Consider the following 19,237-nt stretch of genomic DNA (forward strand, 5'->3'; position numbering starts at 1 on the left):
AAGGAACGGAAGTATGAAAACATGGATATTTGCCGGGCTTTGTGACAAAAGCGATACCTTGTTATACATCAGCAGCATATTAGCAGCTTCCGGCCAACGGGTACTGCTTGTAGATGCTACGCTGCGGGGACGGTATCGGTATAGCATAGGGATGCTTGACAAACCACTTCCCATTACGCAGTTTAGTGGTTTTGATGTAGCAATTGGATTTACAGCATGGGAAGACCTGCATATAGGTATGACGGCTGATCAGAAGGCAGAGCAGGTTTATGACATTGTTATTTTAGATGTAGAGTTACTTGATTTTTGTCCAATTTCTGTTTGGAAAAGGGCAGAACTGCGAGTTTGGGTCAGTGATTATAGCCGCATGCTAATGCATAACGGACAGAATTGGCTTCAGCATTTATTCAGTCAACCTGAATTCCCCAAAGATCTTGTATTTCACAAGCTATTTTTACAGGCCGTGGATTGTGGTCTGGAGGAGCCGTATCTGTGGGAATACATGAATCATTTCCCGGCATCTTGGCAGCAAGAGCCATATATACTGCCATGGGATGAGGGGTTGCTTGCTCTGAAACTGGAAAATGAGCATAAAAAACAGCTAATACTAAAACCGCTATCCAGAATGTATAAGAAAGAACTATGCCGTTGTATTGGGGAATGGATGAGTTGGGAATTAAAGGTGATTCGTCGTGCGCTAAAGCGTGCGGAAAGGAGTAGAGCATGAGTACCATTTTGTTTTGGAGCCCCATTAAGGGGGCTAGTGGAAGTAGCTCTTTGGCGGCAGCAATAGCAATTACCATAGGCAATCTATATAGAGGAAGACTATTATTGACTCATTTGGGTCGTAGACATACTGGTATTGAATCAGGATTACCTATACAAGAGTATGGTATGGATGATCCAACCCTACAGCTTCAGGAAGGGGGCTGGGATGCTGCCGCACGTTTAGTTCTGCGAGGGACACTGTCTAAAGAAAATATTCGTAATTATACGACACCTGTACTCGAACATACTTTGGATGTACTTGAGGGAACCTCCAGCTTTGGAGCTGCACCGCCGTTACTGTCTCCAGGGCTTGTACGGGCAGTAATAGATACAGCGAACAAATATTATGATTTAACGCTAATTGATGCAGGAAGTGGAGCAGGATGGGGGGCTGTACAGCATGAAGCATGTGCACGAGCCAAACTGGCTGTTCTTTCACTCACTCAGAATATGCGAGAGTTAGACGCTTATTTTGAATCCGTGTCTCCGTTATCTACCTACTCATCGTTACCCTTATTAATAGTACTTGGAAAATATGATGTGCATTCTCAAGTGAATGAAGCGAATATTCGCAGGAGATATGGCTACAAAGGTGCTCTGTATACAGTCCCTTATAACACCGGATTTATGGACGCATGGAACCGCAGGGATGTGATCGGCCATGTGCAGCGTGAGGTACGAAGTGGAAAAGGGCAGCCTCGCAAGCTTTTTATGACTGTAGGATGGGCGCAGAGTATACGTCATATCAGCAAAGCTATTCTGGAGGCGGCAGAGTCCGATCTTCGGCTCAAGGCTTTGGAGAGGGGCGCTTAAATGCTGTCCGCTCAAATGATCAACGGATTGATTCTTACCTGTATAGTATTGATGTGCATCGTACTGATTATTGTTAAATATCGAGGGAATTTTCACTCGCGACATTCAACCCTTCGAGTAGAAAAAAAGAATGAAGATGCCACATTCGAAACATTAATAGAGTATATCAAAAATGCACTTCATGAACTAAGTCATAGCCAGATGGCGGATGCCGGATTGCATGAAGAGGAATATAGACGGCGTATCCATCAAAGGGCGGAACTACGCAGGGCATTAAAGGACTGTGCCAATGGTAGCAGTGGAGATAAACGTTTTGTTAAAAATCTGATGGCTGAGCTTCTGATTCACGGTTACGGCTTGAACGAGAAAATCGTCGATACTGTTATGCCATTCTCCAGACCTGAGTTGTTTAGCATACAGGATCAATTCGAAATTATATTTTACCAATACCAGCAGAAGTTTGGCGCTGATGCACTATCACGTTTACTGGATACTTATGACTTGGCCGAAATGAGATATTCACAGCAAGGTGAAGAAGATGGAAGTTATCTCGTTACCGCAGAGGACATTCGTTATATCTATGATTGTGAGTACCGGCCCCTTTCCTTTTTGGAGAAGGTGGATATTATTGTCCAGCGGATTTATCAGCATTATAAAGGCTTTTCCGTCATTGATGATATTCGTGACCAGCGGATCGACGGTGTAAGTGGGGGCGTCAGTGGTATGCCGGAAGGTGGGATTCCTGCATCATCAGACTGGCCTTCCGATGGGTATGTATTTGAACAAACAACTATGCCTACTGCCAATAGTTATGAGAGCGTATGGATTTTTTATAAAGGTAAAACGATCCATCTTTCGTTCCTTTCCTTCGGATCTGAGCGTGAACTTAAAAGGGTGTGCCAAAATATTTACAAATACAATTACCCGGGACAGCTTTCCGAAGCAAATGGTTATAAGGTCAATGAAATGAAGGATGGGTCACGGGTAGTGGTGGTACGACCTCCTTTCTCAGAATCGTGGGCTTTCTTTGTCCGTAAATTTGATATTCAAAGCGCATCGCTGGAACAGTTAATTAAGGGACAAAATGCTGATTTTCCAATCCAGCTACTTTCTTATTTAATGAAAGGCAGCCGGATTACTGCTATCACAGGCGCGCAGGGCTCAGGTAAGACGACGTTGTTAATGGCGATGGTCAAGCACATTTATGCTTCGTATACGCTTCGCGTTCAGGAAATGGCTTTTGAACTGCATCTACGCAGCATCTACAGTCGCCGTAACATTCTTAGCTTTCGAGAAACGGATCATATTTCAGGACAACAAGGGCTTGACTTACAGAAAAAAACAGATGGAACCGTCAATATTCTAGGCGAAGTAGCAAGTGATGAAGTAGCTGCTTGGATGATTCAAATGTCGCAGGTTGCCAGTCTGTTCACCATTTTTACTCATCATGCCAAAACATTTCGTGATCTCGTGTTTTCACTTCGTAATTCATTGCTCAAAACAGGAGTATTTCAGCATGAAGGCATTGCTGAGGAACAGGTAGTTCATGTCATTAACTTTGATGTGCATCTCAAACGTGATGCGGAAGGGCGACGCTACATCGAACGGATCACAGAATGTGTGCCGCGTGACCCGGATCATACGGATGCAGGCTCCAATGCTTCAACGAGCTACAGTTATCGCCACGTTATGGAATATCAGAACGGAAGCTATATACCGATGGAGCCCTTAACAGCCAAAAATGTACAAGAAATGTGTGAGCAGATGAATGTAAATGATGCCAGAGATTTCCGCAGTTTTTTGACCCGCTATTGGGAGGAAGACTATGAGTCTTAAAGAAATTTTATTATGGATTTTACTTATATCAGGTGGGGGCTTTACGCTTCTATATATAGCTTTATGGGGGTTGCGTAAGCGCAGTAGTCATGCAGTTCGCACAGGACGAATTTATTCTGTGAAGGAAGGTCGCAAGGGAAAAGCGGTACTGCAACGTGAGCTACAAGCCTTACTGCATAAGTTGTACACGCTGTGTATGAAGGTCCCTTTCTTGTCCGGATACATCACGAGTATACGTAAGCGACTAGCTGGTCAGCATGCCTACGATGAGTACAAGCTTCGCCTACAGACGATGAAGATGACACTGTTCATCTGGGGAGCTTTTGCTTGCAGTGGTGTTGTGCTGGTCATGATGAAGCCAGGAATAGAGTTTGCTATATTAGCCGTTTTATGCGGAGTGGTAATCAACAGTCTTATTTTGGATATGGCCATTAGCCGGATGGAAAAAAGGCTACTTGCACAGATGATCGAATTATTCGCCAATGTGCGTCACTATTACCATCAGCACGGTATGGTGGAGGAAGCTATATCCGAAGCGGCCGATTTGGCGGAGGCAGAGGCCGGAAGACACGCACGACTCATCCATGAGGCGCTAACAGATGTTGATCCGCACGAAGCATTGGAAAGATACTATGAATCGGCTCCTAATCGATTTTTAAAAGCTTTTGCCGGTATCTCGTATATGGTAATGGAGTTTGGTGATCGGGTTGAGGAGGGTGGCTCCATTTACTTGAAGGGGCTCGGCAGTCTCGCACGCGAAATCCAGTTGGAGTTGCTGCGAAGAAATAAACTGGACTATCTGTTAAAAAGTCTAAACGTGATCGCACTAGCACCTGTTTTCTTTACCATCCCAATCGAGACATGGGCGAGATCCAGCTTTCCCTCCATGGATGAGTTTTATCAGGGAAAATTGGGTTATATCACAAAATTATCCGTTTATATTGTGATAATCGTATCTTATTTCCTATTACAGAAGCTACAACAGACCGACGAGACAGGATATCGTGCGGGTAGAGGACGGAGGGTTTGGGAGCAGAAGCTATACCGTTTTCCTATCATTCGTAATGTGGTGGATTCTTTAATTCCGCGTCAGAATATGTCTTCTTATTTTCAAATAACCCGCCTATTAAAGGAAAGTGGTGCGGAGATTAGGCTGGAGTGGCTCTACATACGCAGAATGGCTCTTTGTATCATAGGATTGGTGCTCAGTATCAGTACGATATTTTTTTTACATGAAGCTGAGAGAACGCATATCCTTCACGCACCAGTGCAATCGGGTCAAATGTTTGGACGTTTAAGTCCGGTGGAGCAAAAAGAAGCTTTGAAGCAGAGTGAGATTGATCGCAAAATCATGCATTCGCTGAACATGAGGTCGAACAGCACATACGAACATACGTACGCTGTTTTAGAGCATAATGCTAATGGAACTGCTACTCCTGAACAGTTATCCACAAATACTTGGCGTATCCTCCAAAAGCTAAAAGATTGGAATGATGAATACATCAAGTGGTGGGAAGTGCTGATTAGTTTGATTGTTGGGTACGCAGCCTATCAAATGCCTATGCTTTTATTATATTTGCAACGAAAAATGCGTCGGTTGGATATGAGGCATGAGGTGTATCAATTTCAAACAGTTATTTCCATTTTACGGGTTATGGAACGAATGTCTGTCGAGGAAATATTGGAGTGGCTGAACAGATTTTCAGTTGTATTCAAAAGACCTCTGCAAAAATGTTTGCTTCATTATGAACATGGGCCAGAGGCAGCTCTCGACTTGCTAAAAGAAGAAGCGCCTTTGCCGGAATTTCAACGTCTCGTGGATAAGCTTCATTTGTCTTTAGGTAAAATTACGATTCGAGAGGCCTTTGATGATTTGGAATCCCATATGTCCTACTATTTCGAACAAAGAAAACAGGAGTATGAAAAAATAATAGACAGTAAGGCTATCTGGGGAAGGATGATTGGTTTTGCCCCGATGTATGGTCTTATCTTTTTATATTTGGTGATTCCGTTGATCGGCATGAGCTTTGTTCAAATGGATAACTATTATGAACAAATACAAAAAATTCAGTAAGAAAGTTAACCTATGACTAATACAAAATAACAAGCTAGGGGAGAAAAATAATGAATAACGCATCAACAGCTTTAAAGGTAGCCGCTGGGATATTTTTGACCATCGCTCTAATTACGATTGTAGTTATACTATTTATTTCAGCCCAGGAGGCGACTAAAACGGCACAAAATAATTTTGCTGATATTCAGACCGAATTGTCTCAAGCCTCTTTTACGGTATATGACGGCACAACGATTAGCGGTTCCCAGGTGACCAATGCGCTGCGGAAGTTTCAGGGGAAGGACCAATTCGGCATTCAGATTAAAACCGGCAAAAATATGGCAGGCCAGTGGTACGGTAATGCTCTGAACATTAGCCCAGACAGTGAACAGTATGGCGCCGTGAATGGTGGCAGTGATAAGACAGGTAAAATCACGAATACACTTAATGAGAAAGAGAATGAATACGTAAATCCGAGTGGTAAATTTAAAGCTGAAATCGTCAAAGACAAATCGAACGTGGTACGTGGGTTGTTGTTTACCCAGTCCTAAGCACTACAGCAGAGATAATAATCATAAAGGGGATGAGAGTATGTCTGATCACGCTTCAAGTATGCTGCGGCTTGGTGTGTCAGTTATTCTGTTCATAACCGCATGTGTAACGGCAGCAGACTTGTCCAGCCAGCTGGATGGTGCACTGGAATTAAGATCACAGCAAGAGGAGCATTCTGAAGGGCGAATAGCCCGTACTGCTGGGGTGGGGTTGCCGGAGCGGATTAAAGGAACTCAGGTCATACAGGCAATTCGCATGAACTTACAGGAGGGGATTTCGATTCAAGTCGACGGGACAGAGTATGATGTATTTTCTGAACCGTTTGAGCCTGATGTATCGACCCTGGATGCTTCCTCATTATATTCCATGTACCCCCAGCGTAATGGGAATGGGGACATAACATCTGTACGTTTTGAGAAATTGGGGGAAGACTGAAGTGGTTCAAACAATATCGAAGCTGTTGGGGGCGCTGCTCGCTGTATTGCTTTTGTACATCGTACCCGCAGCTCAAGCTGCTGAACGGCAGGATGATATATCCGGGTTAAATACATATCATGCAACTGTACGTTTTGTTGATATGGTAAGAACCAAGGGTTACATTACACCGACGATGTATAACGATTTTATGCGTGATCTGGAATTGACAGGCAATACGTACGAAGTTGACTTGGAGCATATGCACAAAAAGTATGTACCGGACTATGCAGATGCCGCGAAGCCAGACAGTTTTCTGGGCAATTATGAAGCTGTATATGATGGGTACTATAATTCGCAAATTTTTCCTGTACTGTTTCCTGACAATCAGCAGCCAAAATCAGATCAGACGCGTCGATATACCTTGATGGCCGGGGATTATTTTACGGTCCGGGTACATAATACGAATCGGACTCCTGCGGACTTGTACAAATCATGGCTTCTTGGTGGGGCAGATAGCGGCAAGCCAGCAGTTACAGCTTCTTACGGGGGCATGGTTCTGAATGAGGATTACTGATTTTGCGGTCATATTTATACTTTTGTTTTTGCCCTTTGGTGTAGTTAGTGACTTACGGGTGCAGAATCAGCGTGAAGTGCAGCAGCTAGAAATGAAATATACGTCGGCTCTCCGTACCGCAGTTCAGGATGCAGGGGTTGTGCTCTCACAGAATGAACGTCAGGAACGCGAGGCCGGATACGGATCGGATAAGTTTTTTCGGGTAGATAAAGAAGCAGCGCTGATCACGTTCCTGCACACCCTTTTTCTTAATGTAGGCATTGATGGGGATATAGTAGCACAACGTGCATTATTGGATTACATACCGGCTATTGTAATTCTGGATTATGACGGTTATTATGCGTTCACCTCAGAAGCCTATACAGACGAGCATGGACAAGCTGCTATTGGCCACAAATGGAGCGAAAAAAAGCCATATGCCTATGTTGATTTAGTAGGCAACAGTGTGGGGTTCACCTTGGATAATTATGTGCACGCATACGATGCTCGGAATCACAGGTGGATAGAGGGCTTTCAAAAGGAACTTCAGGATCAGACCGCTATATCTTTGCTGAATAATTCAGAAACTTTTGAGCAAATACGTCGTTCCACCATTGTTCGCAGCGTTCAAGAGGACTTGGCGCGAATTATTAATGTCCATAACGAAAAAGCAGCGCGTAACGGCATAACTTATTCGTTCACGCTACCGATCATTCCGCAAGAGGAGTGGTACAACACGGTAGATGATGTGGGGCTGATCGCGTTTATCCAAGGCATTCCGGTTGGAGACAGGTATTACAATAACTATGGATTTGGTGGTGGGAGAGTCGTTAGAAAGCAAGACATTATCGGTGGCATAGAACCAGATACTGGAATAAAGTATTTTTATAGAGATTCATGTCCAGCTCCCTTTAAAGCGAGTGAACGTTTCACGGATGAAAAATCTGCAGCAGCTGCGGGTTACTTTGAGTACAAATGTTATAATGGCTTATAATAATCACCCTCATGGGTGGTTTTTCTTTTTTTAGGCAGATCCATACCAAAAAACCTTAAAATTCACTGTTTTCAATATTCCGATATGGTTGCAGAATGTGCTACAATAAAGCTTTGAGAGAAACGAAATGCATATGAAATAAGAACAGTCGGCAATGCCGATGACAATAAGGAGCCAAAAACAGCTTATGAGTTTATTGACTGTAGAAAATGTATCCCACAACTTTGGGGACCGCGCATTATTTAAAAATGTTTCCTTTCGATTGCTTGCGGGGGAACGTGTAGGTTTGGTAGGAGCTAACGGTGTTGGTAAATCGACACTCATGAACATTCTCACTGGAAAATTGCTTAAGGATGAGGGTAAAGTGGAATGGACTCCACGTGTGCGTTACGGCTATCTGGATCAGCATACCAAGCTGACACCGGGCAAAACGGTACGTGATGTATTGAAGGATGCTTTTCTTCCTTTGTTGGAATTGGAAAAGGAAATGATGCAGATTACTGACAAAATGGGGGATGCTTCTCCTGATGAGTTGGAAGTGTTGCTGGAACAGATGGGTGAAATTCAGGAGCAACTGGATATGGGGGATTTTTACCTCATTGATGTGAAGGTTGAAGAAATGGCGAATGGACTAGGTCTGTCGGCCATAGGACTGGATCGGGATGTATCCGCACTTAGTGGCGGGCAACGGACAAAGGTTCTTCTTGCTAAGTTGCTGTTGGAAAAGCCGAATGTCCTGCTGTTGGATGAGCCTACCAACTATTTGGATGTAGAGCATATTGAATGGCTTACGCGCTATTTGAAGGACTATCCCTATGCCTTTATTCTTATTTCACATGATACTGAATTTATGAACCAGGTCGTTAATGTTATTTACCATCTTGAATTTGCCAAGATGACCCGTTATTCAGCTAATTATGAAAAGTTTCTCGAAATGGCGGATCTGAACAAAGCCCAGCATATTGATGCTTATGAGAAGCAACAGGATTTTATTAAGAAACAGGAAGATTTTATTCAGCGTAATAAAGCGCGTGCCTCTACGTCAGGCCGAGCAAAGAGCCGTGAAAAGCAGCTTGATCGGATCGAACGTATTGATAAGCCTGAAGAAGCCGCAAAACCAACCTTTCAATTCAAAGAGGCACGTGCAAGCGGAAAGACGGTATTTGAGGGTATTGATTTTGAGATTGGTTATACACATGCCCTTTTGCCTAAAATGTCCATGACGATTGAACGTGGCGAAAAGATTGCAATTGTCGGCTACAATGGTGTCGGTAAATCGACATTGCTCAAAACCATATTGGGAAAAATTCCGCCAATCAGTGGAAAAACTTATCAAGGTGATTTTTTGCAGCCCGCTTATTTTGAGCAGGAAGTAAAGGCCGAGAAAATTACACCGATTGACGATGTGTGGAATGAATTTCCGCATTTGAACCAGCATGAAGTACGAGCGCATTTGGCGCGTTGCGGTTTGAAAAATGAGCATATCACGCGTCCGCTATCTGCGCTCAGTGGTGGAGAACAGGCTAAAGTCCGTCTTTGCAAACTGTTAATGCGTGAAAGCAACTGGGTACTGTTCGATGAGCCTACCAACCACTTGGATGTTAAAGCAAAGGATGAGCTGAAACGTGCCTTGAAGGAATACAAAGGGACCGTATTGCTTGTATCTCACGAACCGGACTTTTACGAGGATTGGGTAACCAAAACGTGGAATGTGGAAGAGTGGTCAAGTAAAGTTAACTAAAATCAGCTAAATCCAGTTCCAGCAAATTTCACACGAAGTGGGGTTTGCAGAATTAGAAAAATATGCTAAGCTATCTTTAGCTTATACAATAAAATAGTCACACTAGGGGAGCCGCCCATGCGGCTGAGACGGAATAAATGGATTTCGGACCCTTTGCACCTGATCTGGGTTATGCCAGCGTAGGGAAGTGAGCGCCGTACAAACAAGGCAACACCATCTTTATTTTTGTTTGTGCGTGGGACGATACACGTATACGGATTCATGGTCCGTTCGATTATTGGACGTTCGTTAAACCACTTCCTTGGGGAAGTGGTTTTTTTGCGTTTCGTTCATTTTAAGTAGTTCGAGCTTCCGTAGACGATTCACATATAATCCCCTTTCATTCCTGCTGGTAGACGTGGCTGGCTAAGCTTAGATCCTTTAGTCCAATGTGAGGTGAAGACAAAATCGAATTACACGCAATTTCGATGGAAAAGGGCACTTTTGCACAAGCCGCCCAAGTGGCTGCTGTGATTTGTCCGTATGTTCATTATGTACACGCACGTTTAAAACAGAATGGTGCCTCTGCATTGCTTTCTTTGACTCGCAGCCTGGTGGAGCAGGAAGTTCCTTTGCAACAAATTGTAGTAAATGATCGTGTGGATGTAGCTTTACTTACTTTGGTCGGAGCCGTTCAATTACCAGCTAATGGATTACCTGTTGTGGATGTGAAAAGCCTACTTCCAAAGGGTACACGCTGTGGAGTGTCTGTACATTCCTTGGAGGAGATGCAAATTGCTGAGCGGGCAGGAGCGGACTATGTACTTTATGGTCACGTATATGAGACCCATTGTAAGCCCGGTATTGTACCGCGGGGTTTAGCTCAGCTTGAACATATTTGCAGGTTGTCGAACATTCCGGTGATTGCGCTAGGCGGCATACAACCGCATCATATCCCGGAGCTTTATAGGGCCGGAGCAAGCGGAATTGCGGTGATGTCTGGTATATGGGAGGCTGAGTCGCCCGTTGCAGCTGCAATGGAGTATAGGCGAATGGCAGACCTTGTAGTTCACAGCCTGTAGCGAGAAAACGAGAGTAGAGGCAAGCTGAAAGCAGAAGGGTTTATGGAGAGGAGATACGGAACAAATGCTAAAGATACACACAGAGGAAAGAGCGATTGGACACGCTGAATGCTTGGTCATAGGTGGAGGTGTCATCGGCAGTTCCATTGCTTATCATGTGGCCAAGGAGGGAAGAAGTACGATTATGCTGGAACGATTGATCCCGGGTGAGGGAGCCTCAGGAGCAGCGGTTGGAATGCTGGCAGCGGAAAGTGAAGAGTTCACCGACTCTGAGCTATCACGATTTGCTCGCATAAGTCGAGATGCATTCCCTGAGCTTGTCTGTGATCTAGAGCGTTTGTCAGGTATTTCGGTGGAATTCCGTACTGAAGGGTTTGTGACCCCTTTCCGTACGGAGACTGAAGGCCAAAAACGCTGGAAAGCTGCTAAAACGCGAAAGGGTGATTGTCCTATCTGGTGGGATGCGAAAGAATTGGCCCGACGAATTCCAGGTTTGGATGAACAAGCGATCGGGGCAATATATCGTTCAAAGGAGACACAAGTGGCTCCTGTCCAGCTTTGCCGTGCTTATGCAGGTGCTGCTGCGGTGCTGGGAGCAACGGTATGGTCTGGTACACAGGCAGAGCAACTGGTCATACAGGATGATCGAATTTGCGGTGTCCGCACAGATAGTGGTTTTTTTTCCTGCGATCAGGTCATTATTGCCGGAGGCTTGGATAGCATGAAATTGCTAGCGCAGGTTGGGTTTGAATATCCACTTTATCCGGTCAAGGGCGAAGCGGTAGCGGTCTCCTTGAAGGATCACCCGTTAGAATATACCATTTATGCTGATGATATTTACCTCGTGCCTAAACAGAATAACGAGCTTTGGATTGGGGCAACGAGCCTTCCACATCAATATGACGAAGAGGTGACCGTAGGAGGCTTGGAGGGGGTGTTGGCACGTGCCTCTGCCTGGCTGCCGCGCGTCCGTGAAGCTTCTTTTATACGCGCTTGGGCGGGCTTACGTCCGCAGGCTGTATCAGGTCATCCTTTTATAGGCATTGTTCCTGGGGTCGAGGGCGTATATGCTGCAGTCGGGCATTATCGCAACGGTGTCCTGCTGAGTGATGCTACCGGGCGTGCGATGGCAGCTATGCTTAATGGGGCTTGTGCAGCAGAACTTGGGATAAGTAGTTTTTCTTCTGAGCTCCTCAAGGAGAAAAGCTTATGAAGCTGACGATTAACGGCCAGAGCCTGACCTTTTCTAATCGAATCACTCATGTGAATCAATTGCTACATGAGCTTGATGTAAAGGTGAAAACCGTAGTGGTGGAGCTGAATCGGCATATATTGACCCGTGAAGATCATGATGAAGCGGTACTGAAAGATGGAGATTGCCTAGAGATTGTACATTTTGTGGGAGGCGGTTGATTATGTTAACCATTGGAAAAGCATCTTTTACCTCGAGGTTATTGTTGGGAACAGGAAAATTCTCTGATCTGGATATCCAATCCCAAGCCGTAGAGGCTGCTGAGACGGAAATATTGACGTTTGCTGTACGGAGATTGAACTTGGAGGAACGGGATAAGCAGCATTTTCTCGATATGCTGGATTTGAGCCGGTATACACTTCTTCCCAACACAGCAGGGGCTACAACAGCAGAGGAGGCGATTCGTATTGCCCAATTGGCAAAAGCCTCCGGCCTGTGCGATATGATTAAGGTGGAGGTCATTGGGGATAGCAAGACACTGCTGCCGGACCCATTTGAAACGTTGAAAGCTAGCGAAAAGCTGTTAGAAGAAGGCTTTATCGTGCTGCCCTACATATCGGACGATGTGATTCTAGCAAAGAGGCTACAAGAGCTTGGAGTACATGCCGTTATGCCTGGAGCTTCACCGATTGGTACAGGACATGGTTTGCTTAATCCGTTTTCATTAGGTCTAATTATTGAACAGGCGGAGGTTCCGGTTATTGTCGATGCGGGTATTCGCTCACCCGGTGACGTGGCAATGGCGATGCAGTTAGGGGCAGATGCTGTTTTGTTGAATACAGCCGTATCAGGAGCGAAGGACCCGGTAAAAATGGCCGAGGCCATGAAACTGGCTGTTCGTGCTGGAAGATATGGTTTTGAGGCGGGGATGATTCCTGTAAAACGTTACGCTTCAGCAAGCAGTCCGATAGAAGGTATGGTTCAGGCATGAAGGTAACTGACAAATCCGGTGCAGGAGGAACACATTCAAGTGACCGTTATTCCAGACAGGAAAGATTCGCGCCCTTTGGACCGACAGGACAACGTCGGCTTGCTTCTTCCCACGTACTAATCATAGGTGCCGGAGCGTTAGGTACAGGTATTGCGGAAACGCTCGTTCGCGGGGGTGTAGGTACAGTGAGCCTCGTAGACCGGGATTATGTGGAATGGAGCAATTTGCAGCGCCAGCAGCTTTTTCAGGAAAGTGATGCTGCGCAAAGATATCCCAAAGTAGTAGCTGCTCAGCGAAGATTAAAGGATATTAATTCGGAAACGGTTATACATGCACATGTACTGGATGTTGGGGTGGAAGAGCTGGAAGAGTTGATCCAAGGGGTAGATCTCTTGATGGATGCAACCGATAATTTCGATACCCGACTTCTTATGAACGACATGGCACTCAAGCATCGGATACCTTGGATTTATGGGGGATGTGTAGGCAGCTATGGTGTAACCTACACCATTTTACCGGGTCAAACGCCTTGTCTTCACTGTCTGCTGGGAACTGTACCGTTTGGTGGGGAAACCTGTGATACCGCCGGGATTATTCCGCAGGCTGTACAGATGGTCACGGCTAACCAAACTACGGAAGCCTTCAAACTTCTTGGCGGATATCCGGAAGATTTGAGAGGAAAGTTACTTTCGTTTGATTTGTGGAAAAATGAGTATGTAGCGATAGCGGTAGATAGCGTTAAAAAGGAGAACTGTCCTTCTTGCGGCAGCCAACCGACGTATCCCTATTTGTCGGCCTCTCATCGGCAGAAAACAGATGTTTTGTGCGGTAGGGATACCGTTCAAATTAGACCAGCAAACCCGATCCATCTGAATCTTGCAGAAACGGCAGATAGATTTGCTTCTTTGGGAGAAGGAAAAGTAGAGCGAAATCCGTTTTTGGTTTCCTTTAGTACAAGCGAGCATCGGTTGGTTGTTTTTGCAGATGGCAGAGCGCTGATCCATGGGACAAAGGACGTGGCAAAAGCAAGAAGTCTGTATCATCGCTATTTGGGTTAAACGATAAAAGCAGAAAGCCATTCTTTGGAGAATGATTTTCTGCTTTTTTGTTACAATAATATTAATATGCTTTAATGGCTTATAACACAAACTTGTTCGTATCCAATATGTAATGCTATGTCCAAACCAGGTGGGTGAAAAGGTGAGCCCGTTAATTTTGCTTGTGGATGTAAATGAAGCGTCTCCCGTAATTGTTCGTCCATTGGAGCAGGAAGGTTATCAGGTGGTTCATGTTAGCAATACGACGGATGCAAGCTCTTATGTAGCCCATAATCCTGTGGATTTGCTGCTGCTCAATATAAAAGATGAACAGACAGTTTCGCAAGGTTTACTTCGCATATTGCAGCAATACCATCCTCATGTCCCGCTATTAGCAATGACTTCATCGGATGAGGAGGACCATATTGTTTCCTGTTTTGAACAAGGAGCACATGATGTGATCGTTCTGCCCTTTTATCCTAGAGTTTTTCAGGCTAGAGTGGCTAATTTATTGCGGATTTTTGGTATTGAACGTGATGTGAAAAGGGCAATCGAGGCGGGTGATTTACATATAGACAATGCAAGCAGATTGGTGAGCAGAGGGGGACAAAAGCTGGAATTAACTCCGAAGGAATTTGATCTTTTACTTCATCTGGCGATACATCTTAACCAAGTTTGTAGCAGGCAGCAAATTCTGAAGGATGTTTGGAAACATGATTATATCGTTGATACGAACGTTGTAGATGTCTATATCAGACATTTGAGGGTTAAAGTAGATAAGGGATATAAGTTTAAAATGATCCGTACGGAACGAGGTATTGGTTATTCACTCAGAACACCAACCGTATCAGAATAGTATTAGGTATAAAAAAAGCCGGAACTTTTCGTCCCGGCTCGCATATTTCAAAATGAGTTTCATACTACAGCACGCGGCGTGCTTTAATGTATGTTCTTTTCCAGTTGCCAGAGTTCAAATCGGAGATGGTCACGCCAGGTCCGCCGTAAGTGTGTAAAATTTTACCCCCGCCCATATAGACTGCTACGTGGGTAATGTTGCGTCCTGTAGCACGACTACCGCTTGAAAAGAAAACTAAGTCGCCTTTTTTCAAATTGGACTTGGATACGGCATGTCCAACTTTAGACTGTTGAACAGAAGTACGCGGCAAATTTACTCCGTATTTCTTGAATATGTGCTTCATGAAAGAAGAACAGTCAAAATTACGTGTAGTGCTTGTGGAAGCTCCAAACTTATAAGGAGTTCCCATATATTTTTCACCGTAGTTAATTACTTTTTGGCCTACCGAAGTCGTAGTGGCGGCTTGTGCCGTATTTGTTCCCTCAATTGCAAAAGTGCCAAAGCCGATCGTGGCTGCGACCCCTGCTATAATTACCTTTTTTATGATTTTCTGCATATTCATGTTGTAAGTACCTCCAAAAATTGATTTGTGCAATATTTTGCTGAGTTGCTAACTAACTGACAGCGTTGAGTATAACAGTTTTGAAGCCGCCTAATAGTTGGAAAAGAACGCTCAAATGCTTGAGGGACAAGACTTACACAGCGATTATTAAAAAACGATTAAAAATTACAATTTGTAAAAAATATATCGATTCATTGATCTCTATAAACGGAAAAACCCTTGTTCATCAAGGGTTTTGAGTGAAAAACAATTTATATAATGGTTACAATAATGTCATAATTAATCCTTGCTTTGAATAACGAGTAGCAGACCGCTTTTGATGGAAATCGTACCTTTTGAAGCCGTTAGCTTATTACTGACAGCACGTGATTGTCCCATTTTGAGGGTGGCATTATGTAACGGATACATAAATCCTTCTAGTTGTATGCCAGTTACTTCGGCGGTCATAGGAAGCAGGGAGGTATATGTATAGCCCATAGGTTGGATTTCAAGCGTTGATCCGGTGAGCTCAATATAATTATGTGCGTCCATAATAGCGCAGCTAATATGATGCTGCATTGCACGTACCAATATTTGAACATTAGCCAATGTGTGGTCCATCCGGGTGCCAGTCACACCAAGCATCAGTACTTGATCTGCCTGTTCGTCCCTAGCGATTTCTAAAGCAAGCTCAGTATCTGTTAAGTCTTTAAGTACTGGATCGCACGCAATCATACGTTGGCTTGCTGATTCTACCTTTTCTTTTTCCTCTGGTGTGATTGAATCAAAATCTCCTACAGAGATATGTGGTGTAATACCGTGCTCGATCAGGAAAAGAGCACCTTTATCTGCACCTATAATAAAATCATCGGGCTGTATTTGATGTAAATCTTCTTCATTAAGACGACCACCTGAAAATACAATCGCTCGTTTTTTTGTCATAATCAACATCCTTTCTTTCTGATACGATCCTATATATACCATCGTTTTTAAGTATACCGCGTTAAATATGGCTTGCACAATTTTGGAGGACATGGCTACAATGAAACAGAAAAAAGGAAGTGTAACGTGTAATAGGAAGGAGAACGAAATGATTAACGTTTTGTTTGTGTGTTTGGGCAATATTTGCCGCTCTCCGATGGGGGAGGCAATACTGAGACATAAAGCGCAGGAACGGGGATTGGGTGCAGAAATCGGGGTGGACTCGGCCGGGACAGGCGACTGGCACATCGGAAATCCTCCGCATGAGGGAACACTAAAGCAACTTAAACTGCATGGAATCAGCGAACAAGGCATACAGGCGCGGCAAATAACGGGCCGTGATTTTGACGCGTTTGATTATATTGTGTGCATGGATGACTCTAATGAACGAAACATTCGAAAGATTGCAGGTGGAGCGGAGGCAGATATTCTAAAATTTATGGATTTGCTCCCTCAAGAAAAATTAAGAGAAGTACCCGACCCATATTTTACAGGGAATTTTGAAGAGACCTATCGATTAATGGACGCAGGTTGCGACGCCTTGCTGGACAAGATCGTAGAAGAAAAGCTATAATGTGAACGACAGATGACGGCAATCATTGCCGTTTTTCGTTATACATTTTTGAAAGCGCAACCAAATCATGAAAAAGAAGAAGGAGCTTTATGACCTAGTAGGTCAAATGCTCCATTCCCTTTTAGTTACCTGGGAGAATTTACTCAGGCGCGATCCAAAAAATACATTAGCGCGTCAGGCAACTCGTTTTGCCAAAAGCCCCACAAATGTTTGCCATCCTTTTCACGGTAAGAAACTTCAACGTTCCGTTCGCGCAGCAAATCTGCGCATTGACGGTTAAGCTCTACAAAGTTGTAAATGCCAGTATCACTCTCAAATGCATCTTCCTGAAGGCCAACCGTCATCCACACCCGCAAATGAGACAGATCTTTCTCACGGGCGATGATTTCCTGCGAAGCTTCATAGTAAGCACCTGAGAGGCTGATAATGCGGTTGAACAACTGAGGATACATCAAAGCCAAATGCAGAGACACACTGCCTCCCAGTGAATCCCCCGCCAAAATACGGGACGCTGCATCTTTTCTTATAGGATACTTTTGCTCTACATAGGGAATAATCTCTTCTGCAAAACAGGCGGTATACGCCTCAAAACGATTGCCAAAGGGAGCATACTCCTGCGTTCGAATTTTTGTATTCACTTCCACACCTACAATAATGAAGGGTTCGACGCCCTCATCTAGAATGAGGCGGTTGGCATGAGTTGCAATGCGGCCAAAATTGAAAAATTCTTCTCCGTCCTGACAGTACACGACCGGGTAGCTCAATATTTCATTATAGCCGGGCGGCAAATAAATCCGGAGAGTTCTGGTCTCGCCAAGAAAGCGGCTGTCTACTTCGTCTTTAAGGATGGTTCGTTTTAAATACCGAGAATCCGTCATTTTTCGTCACCTTTCTTGGGTATTATTTTGCATTCGGGATCACAATAAGTTAAGATTACCCTGATTGCAATAGATGTTTAAAATTTCAATCATGTACTAAGCTGTTACAGTAAAAAATATACCCTGTTACACACACAAAAATGTGACAAACTCAAAAAAAATAACTAAATCTTTGACGCGAGCGGTATAACAGGTGTATAATAATCCTATAACAGCGGAACTTGATATTCAAATTTTTTTGTTGAGGTGAAGAAAATGAGCAAGGTTCCTTATGAAGTTTACACAGAGGAAGTTGAGGCGCTGTCCGTACTTTCTCCGGATGGTGAAATTATCAATAAAGATATGTTGCCTAAACTTACAGATGATCAATTGAAAGAAATTATGTATCGAATGGTATTTACACGTACTTGGGATGACCGTGCCGTTAACTTAGGCCGTCAAGGGCGTCTCGGTTTCTATGCTCCGGTATCCGGACAAGAAGCAACCATGGTTGGTAGCGAATATGCGCTCCAAAAAGAAGACTTTATTGCTCCAGGCTACCGCGATATTCCGCAAATCGTTTGGCATGGCCTGCCATTATACCAAGCTTTCTTGTATTCCCGTGGTCATCAACACGGCGGCCAAGTGCCGGACGGTGTTAATGTACTGATGCCGCAAATCATCATTGGCGCGCAAATTTTGCATGCTATGGGTATTGCTATGGGTTACAAGCTGAAAAAACAAAAACAAGTCGCCATTACATATACAGGTGACGGCGGTTCTTCCGAAGGTGATTTCTACGAAGGCCTGAACTATGCTGGTGTATACAAGTTGCCAGTTATTTTCTTTGTGCAAAACAATGGTTACGCGATCACGACTCCATTCTCAAAACAAACGGCTGCTCTTTCGATCGCTCATAAAGCAGTAGCTGCTGGTATTAAAGGCGTGAAAATTGACGGCATGGACGTGCTTGCAGTTATTAAAGCCGTTCAAGAAGCTGCAGAGCGTGGACGTAATGGTGAAGGTGCTACTTTGATTGAAGCCGTAACGTACCGTTTCCGTCCGCATTCCCTTTCTGATGATGCAACAAAATATCGTTCTAAAGAAGAAGAAGGCGAATGGAATGCGAAAGATCCAATTGCCCGCTTTGCGAAATACCTTGAGAAAAAAGGCCTTTGGACTGAAGAAGATACAGCTCGCGTAAAAGAAGAAGCTAAGGCAAAAGTGAACGAAGAGATCAAAAAAGCCGAGAAAACAGAGAAAATGACAATTCCTGGCCTGATCGATAGCATGTTCGAAACAACGCCTAAGCACTTGGAAGAACAAAAAGCTGATTTTAAATAATTGAACTTGAAAGAGACCGGGCCGTAACCCGATCCGGTCTGCTTTTCGATTGACCTGAACTGAAATTGATCTGTCA

General features: G+C 44.2%; 20 protein-coding genes and 1 riboswitch. Of the genes, 17 read left to right on the plus strand and 3 right to left on the minus strand.

Annotation, left to right across the window (positions count from 1 at the left end):
* The first annotated feature begins 13 nt into the window (after positions 1-13).
* From JOD82_RS01945 to JOD82_RS02015, 15 genes are all read left to right on the plus strand, one after another.
* The gene (locus tag JOD82_RS01945; RefSeq protein WP_039271283.1) at positions 14-727 is read left to right on the plus strand and encodes a hypothetical protein; all 714 of its coding nucleotides are present in this window, start codon (positions 14-16) and stop codon (positions 725-727) included.
* Positions 724-1,581: a hypothetical protein gene (locus tag JOD82_RS01950; RefSeq protein ID WP_069011704.1), complete on the plus strand. Its 858-nt coding sequence runs from the start codon at positions 724-726 to the stop codon at positions 1,579-1,581. Before JOD82_RS01945 ends, JOD82_RS01950 begins: the two co-directional genes overlap by 4 nt.
* On the plus strand, positions 1,582-3,417 hold the full coding sequence (locus tag JOD82_RS01955) for an ATPase, T2SS/T4P/T4SS family (protein ID WP_069011706.1): 1,836 nt from the start codon (positions 1,582-1,584) through the stop codon (positions 3,415-3,417).
* The gene (locus tag JOD82_RS01960; RefSeq protein ID WP_069011708.1) at positions 3,407-5,491 is read left to right on the plus strand and encodes a hypothetical protein; all 2,085 of its coding nucleotides are present in this window, start codon (positions 3,407-3,409) and stop codon (positions 5,489-5,491) included. The genes JOD82_RS01955 and JOD82_RS01960 overlap by 11 nt, the downstream gene beginning before the upstream one ends.
* Positions 5,492-5,541: 50 nt before the next feature.
* Positions 5,542-6,021, plus strand: coding sequence for a hypothetical protein (locus tag JOD82_RS01965; RefSeq protein WP_023988985.1), 480 nt, complete (start codon positions 5,542-5,544; stop codon positions 6,019-6,021).
* Between the two features lie 40 nt (positions 6,022-6,061).
* The gene (locus JOD82_RS01970; protein WP_029517431.1) at positions 6,062-6,457 is read left to right on the plus strand and encodes a hypothetical protein; all 396 of its coding nucleotides are present in this window, start codon (positions 6,062-6,064) and stop codon (positions 6,455-6,457) included.
* Position 6,458: 1 nt separating this feature from the next.
* Complete coding sequence (locus JOD82_RS01975) at positions 6,459-7,013, plus strand: hypothetical protein (RefSeq protein ID WP_165146629.1); 555 nt, start codon at positions 6,459-6,461, stop codon at positions 7,011-7,013.
* Positions 7,000-7,986, plus strand: coding sequence for a hypothetical protein (locus JOD82_RS01980; RefSeq protein WP_209947430.1), 987 nt, complete (start codon positions 7,000-7,002; stop codon positions 7,984-7,986). The genes JOD82_RS01975 and JOD82_RS01980 overlap by 14 nt, the downstream gene beginning before the upstream one ends.
* A gap of 187 nt (positions 7,987-8,173) precedes the next feature.
* A complete protein-coding gene (locus JOD82_RS01985) occupies positions 8,174-9,727 on the plus strand; it encodes an ABC-F family ATP-binding cassette domain-containing protein (RefSeq protein ID WP_029517433.1) in 1,554 nt (517 codons plus the stop codon).
* Positions 9,728-9,821: 94 nt separating this feature from the next.
* A riboswitch (TPP riboswitch) is annotated at positions 9,822-9,930 on the plus strand.
* A 264-nt stretch (positions 9,931-10,194) separates the two neighbouring features.
* Complete coding sequence (locus JOD82_RS01990; protein ID WP_029517434.1) at positions 10,195-10,788, plus strand: thiamine phosphate synthase; 594 nt, start codon at positions 10,195-10,197, stop codon at positions 10,786-10,788.
* Between the two features lie 64 nt (positions 10,789-10,852).
* Positions 10,853-12,001 carry a glycine oxidase ThiO gene (gene thiO, locus JOD82_RS01995; protein ID WP_209947431.1) on the plus strand — a complete coding sequence of 383 codons (1,149 nt, stop codon included), beginning with the start codon at positions 10,853-10,855 and terminating at the stop codon, positions 11,999-12,001.
* Positions 11,998-12,201, plus strand: coding sequence for a sulfur carrier protein ThiS (thiS, locus tag JOD82_RS02000; RefSeq protein WP_029517436.1), 204 nt, complete (start codon positions 11,998-12,000; stop codon positions 12,199-12,201). The genes thiO and thiS overlap by 4 nt, the downstream gene beginning before the upstream one ends.
* Before the next feature lie 2 nt (positions 12,202-12,203).
* On the plus strand, positions 12,204-12,971 hold the full coding sequence (locus tag JOD82_RS02005; RefSeq protein ID WP_069011714.1) for a thiazole synthase: 768 nt from the start codon (positions 12,204-12,206) through the stop codon (positions 12,969-12,971).
* On the plus strand, positions 12,968-14,029 hold the full coding sequence (locus JOD82_RS02010) for a ThiF family adenylyltransferase (protein ID WP_029517438.1): 1,062 nt from the start codon (positions 12,968-12,970) through the stop codon (positions 14,027-14,029). Before JOD82_RS02005 ends, JOD82_RS02010 begins: the two co-directional genes overlap by 4 nt.
* Positions 14,030-14,171: 142 nt before the next feature.
* Positions 14,172-14,864, plus strand: a complete 693-nt coding sequence (locus tag JOD82_RS02015; RefSeq protein ID WP_069011716.1) for a response regulator transcription factor — start codon at positions 14,172-14,174, stop codon at positions 14,862-14,864.
* A gap of 64 nt (positions 14,865-14,928) precedes the next feature.
* Here the strand turns inward: JOD82_RS02015 and JOD82_RS02020 are convergent, their stop codons facing one another.
* Positions 14,929-15,426 carry a C40 family peptidase gene (locus JOD82_RS02020; protein WP_069011717.1) on the minus strand — a complete coding sequence of 166 codons (498 nt, stop codon included), beginning with the start codon at positions 15,424-15,426 and terminating at the stop codon, positions 14,929-14,931.
* Between the two features lie 279 nt (positions 15,427-15,705).
* Complete coding sequence (locus tag JOD82_RS02025) at positions 15,706-16,347, minus strand: thiamine diphosphokinase (RefSeq protein ID WP_209947434.1); 642 nt, start codon at positions 16,345-16,347, stop codon at positions 15,706-15,708.
* Between the two features lie 148 nt (positions 16,348-16,495).
* Here JOD82_RS02025 and JOD82_RS02030 point away from each other — a divergent pair, with 148 nt between their 5' ends.
* Positions 16,496-16,960 (plus strand): low molecular weight protein-tyrosine-phosphatase, encoded by a 465-nt coding sequence (locus JOD82_RS02030; protein ID WP_069011912.1) that lies wholly within the window; start codon positions 16,496-16,498, stop codon positions 16,958-16,960.
* A 143-nt stretch (positions 16,961-17,103) separates the two neighbouring features.
* Here the strand turns inward: JOD82_RS02030 and JOD82_RS02035 are convergent, their stop codons facing one another.
* The gene (locus JOD82_RS02035) at positions 17,104-17,838 is read right to left on the minus strand and encodes an alpha/beta hydrolase (protein WP_069011718.1); all 735 of its coding nucleotides are present in this window, start codon (positions 17,836-17,838) and stop codon (positions 17,104-17,106) included.
* Positions 17,839-18,093: 255 nt separating this feature from the next.
* Here JOD82_RS02035 and pdhA point away from each other — a divergent pair, with 255 nt between their 5' ends.
* Positions 18,094-19,161, plus strand: a complete 1,068-nt coding sequence (gene pdhA / locus JOD82_RS02040; protein WP_029517443.1) for a pyruvate dehydrogenase (acetyl-transferring) E1 component subunit alpha — start codon at positions 18,094-18,096, stop codon at positions 19,159-19,161.
* Positions 19,162-19,237: the final 76 nt, after the last annotated feature.

It is taken from the genome of Paenibacillus sp. 1182, from assembly GCF_017833915.1.
In the GTDB taxonomy this organism is placed as follows: domain Bacteria; phylum Bacillota; class Bacilli; order Paenibacillales; family Paenibacillaceae; genus Paenibacillus; species Paenibacillus polymyxa_D.

What these genes read in the sequence shown, in the direction of transcription:
- JOD82_RS01945 (WP_039271283.1), top strand. Translation starts at nt 14, where the DNA reads ATGAAAACATGGATATTTGCCGGGCTTTGTGACAAAAGCGATACCTTG.
- JOD82_RS01950 (WP_069011704.1), top strand. Translation starts at nt 724, where the DNA reads ATGAGTACCATTTTGTTTTGGAGCCCCATTAAGGGGGCTAGTGGAAGT.
- JOD82_RS01955 (WP_069011706.1), top strand. Translation starts at nt 1,582, where the DNA reads ATGCTGTCCGCTCAAATGATCAACGGATTGATTCTTACCTGTATAGTA.
- JOD82_RS01960 (WP_069011708.1), top strand. Translation starts at nt 3,407, where the DNA reads ATGAGTCTTAAAGAAATTTTATTATGGATTTTACTTATATCAGGTGGG.
- JOD82_RS01965 (WP_023988985.1), top strand. Translation starts at nt 5,542, where the DNA reads ATGAATAACGCATCAACAGCTTTAAAGGTAGCCGCTGGGATATTTTTG.
- JOD82_RS01970 (WP_029517431.1), top strand. Translation starts at nt 6,062, where the DNA reads ATGTCTGATCACGCTTCAAGTATGCTGCGGCTTGGTGTGTCAGTTATT.
- JOD82_RS01980 (WP_209947430.1), top strand. Translation starts at nt 7,000, where the DNA reads ATGAGGATTACTGATTTTGCGGTCATATTTATACTTTTGTTTTTGCCC.
- JOD82_RS01985 (WP_029517433.1), top strand. Translation starts at nt 8,174, where the DNA reads ATGAGTTTATTGACTGTAGAAAATGTATCCCACAACTTTGGGGACCGC.
- JOD82_RS01990 (WP_029517434.1), top strand. Translation starts at nt 10,195, where the DNA reads ATGGAAAAGGGCACTTTTGCACAAGCCGCCCAAGTGGCTGCTGTGATT.
- thiO (WP_209947431.1), top strand. Translation starts at nt 10,853, where the DNA reads ATGCTAAAGATACACACAGAGGAAAGAGCGATTGGACACGCTGAATGC.
- thiS (WP_029517436.1), top strand. Translation starts at nt 11,998, where the DNA reads ATGAAGCTGACGATTAACGGCCAGAGCCTGACCTTTTCTAATCGAATC.
- JOD82_RS02005 (WP_069011714.1), top strand. Translation starts at nt 12,204, where the DNA reads ATGTTAACCATTGGAAAAGCATCTTTTACCTCGAGGTTATTGTTGGGA.
- JOD82_RS02010 (WP_029517438.1), top strand. Translation starts at nt 12,968, where the DNA reads ATGAAGGTAACTGACAAATCCGGTGCAGGAGGAACACATTCAAGTGAC.
- JOD82_RS02020 (WP_069011717.1), bottom strand. Translation starts at nt 15,426, where the DNA reads ATGAATATGCAGAAAATCATAAAAAAGGTAATTATAGCAGGGGTCGCA.
- JOD82_RS02025 (WP_209947434.1), bottom strand. Translation starts at nt 16,347, where the DNA reads ATGACAAAAAAACGAGCGATTGTATTTTCAGGTGGTCGTCTTAATGAA.
- JOD82_RS02030 (WP_069011912.1), top strand. Translation starts at nt 16,496, where the DNA reads ATGATTAACGTTTTGTTTGTGTGTTTGGGCAATATTTGCCGCTCTCCG.
- JOD82_RS02035 (WP_069011718.1), bottom strand. Translation starts at nt 17,838, where the DNA reads ATGACGGATTCTCGGTATTTAAAACGAACCATCCTTAAAGACGAAGTA.
- pdhA (WP_029517443.1), top strand. Translation starts at nt 18,094, where the DNA reads ATGAGCAAGGTTCCTTATGAAGTTTACACAGAGGAAGTTGAGGCGCTG.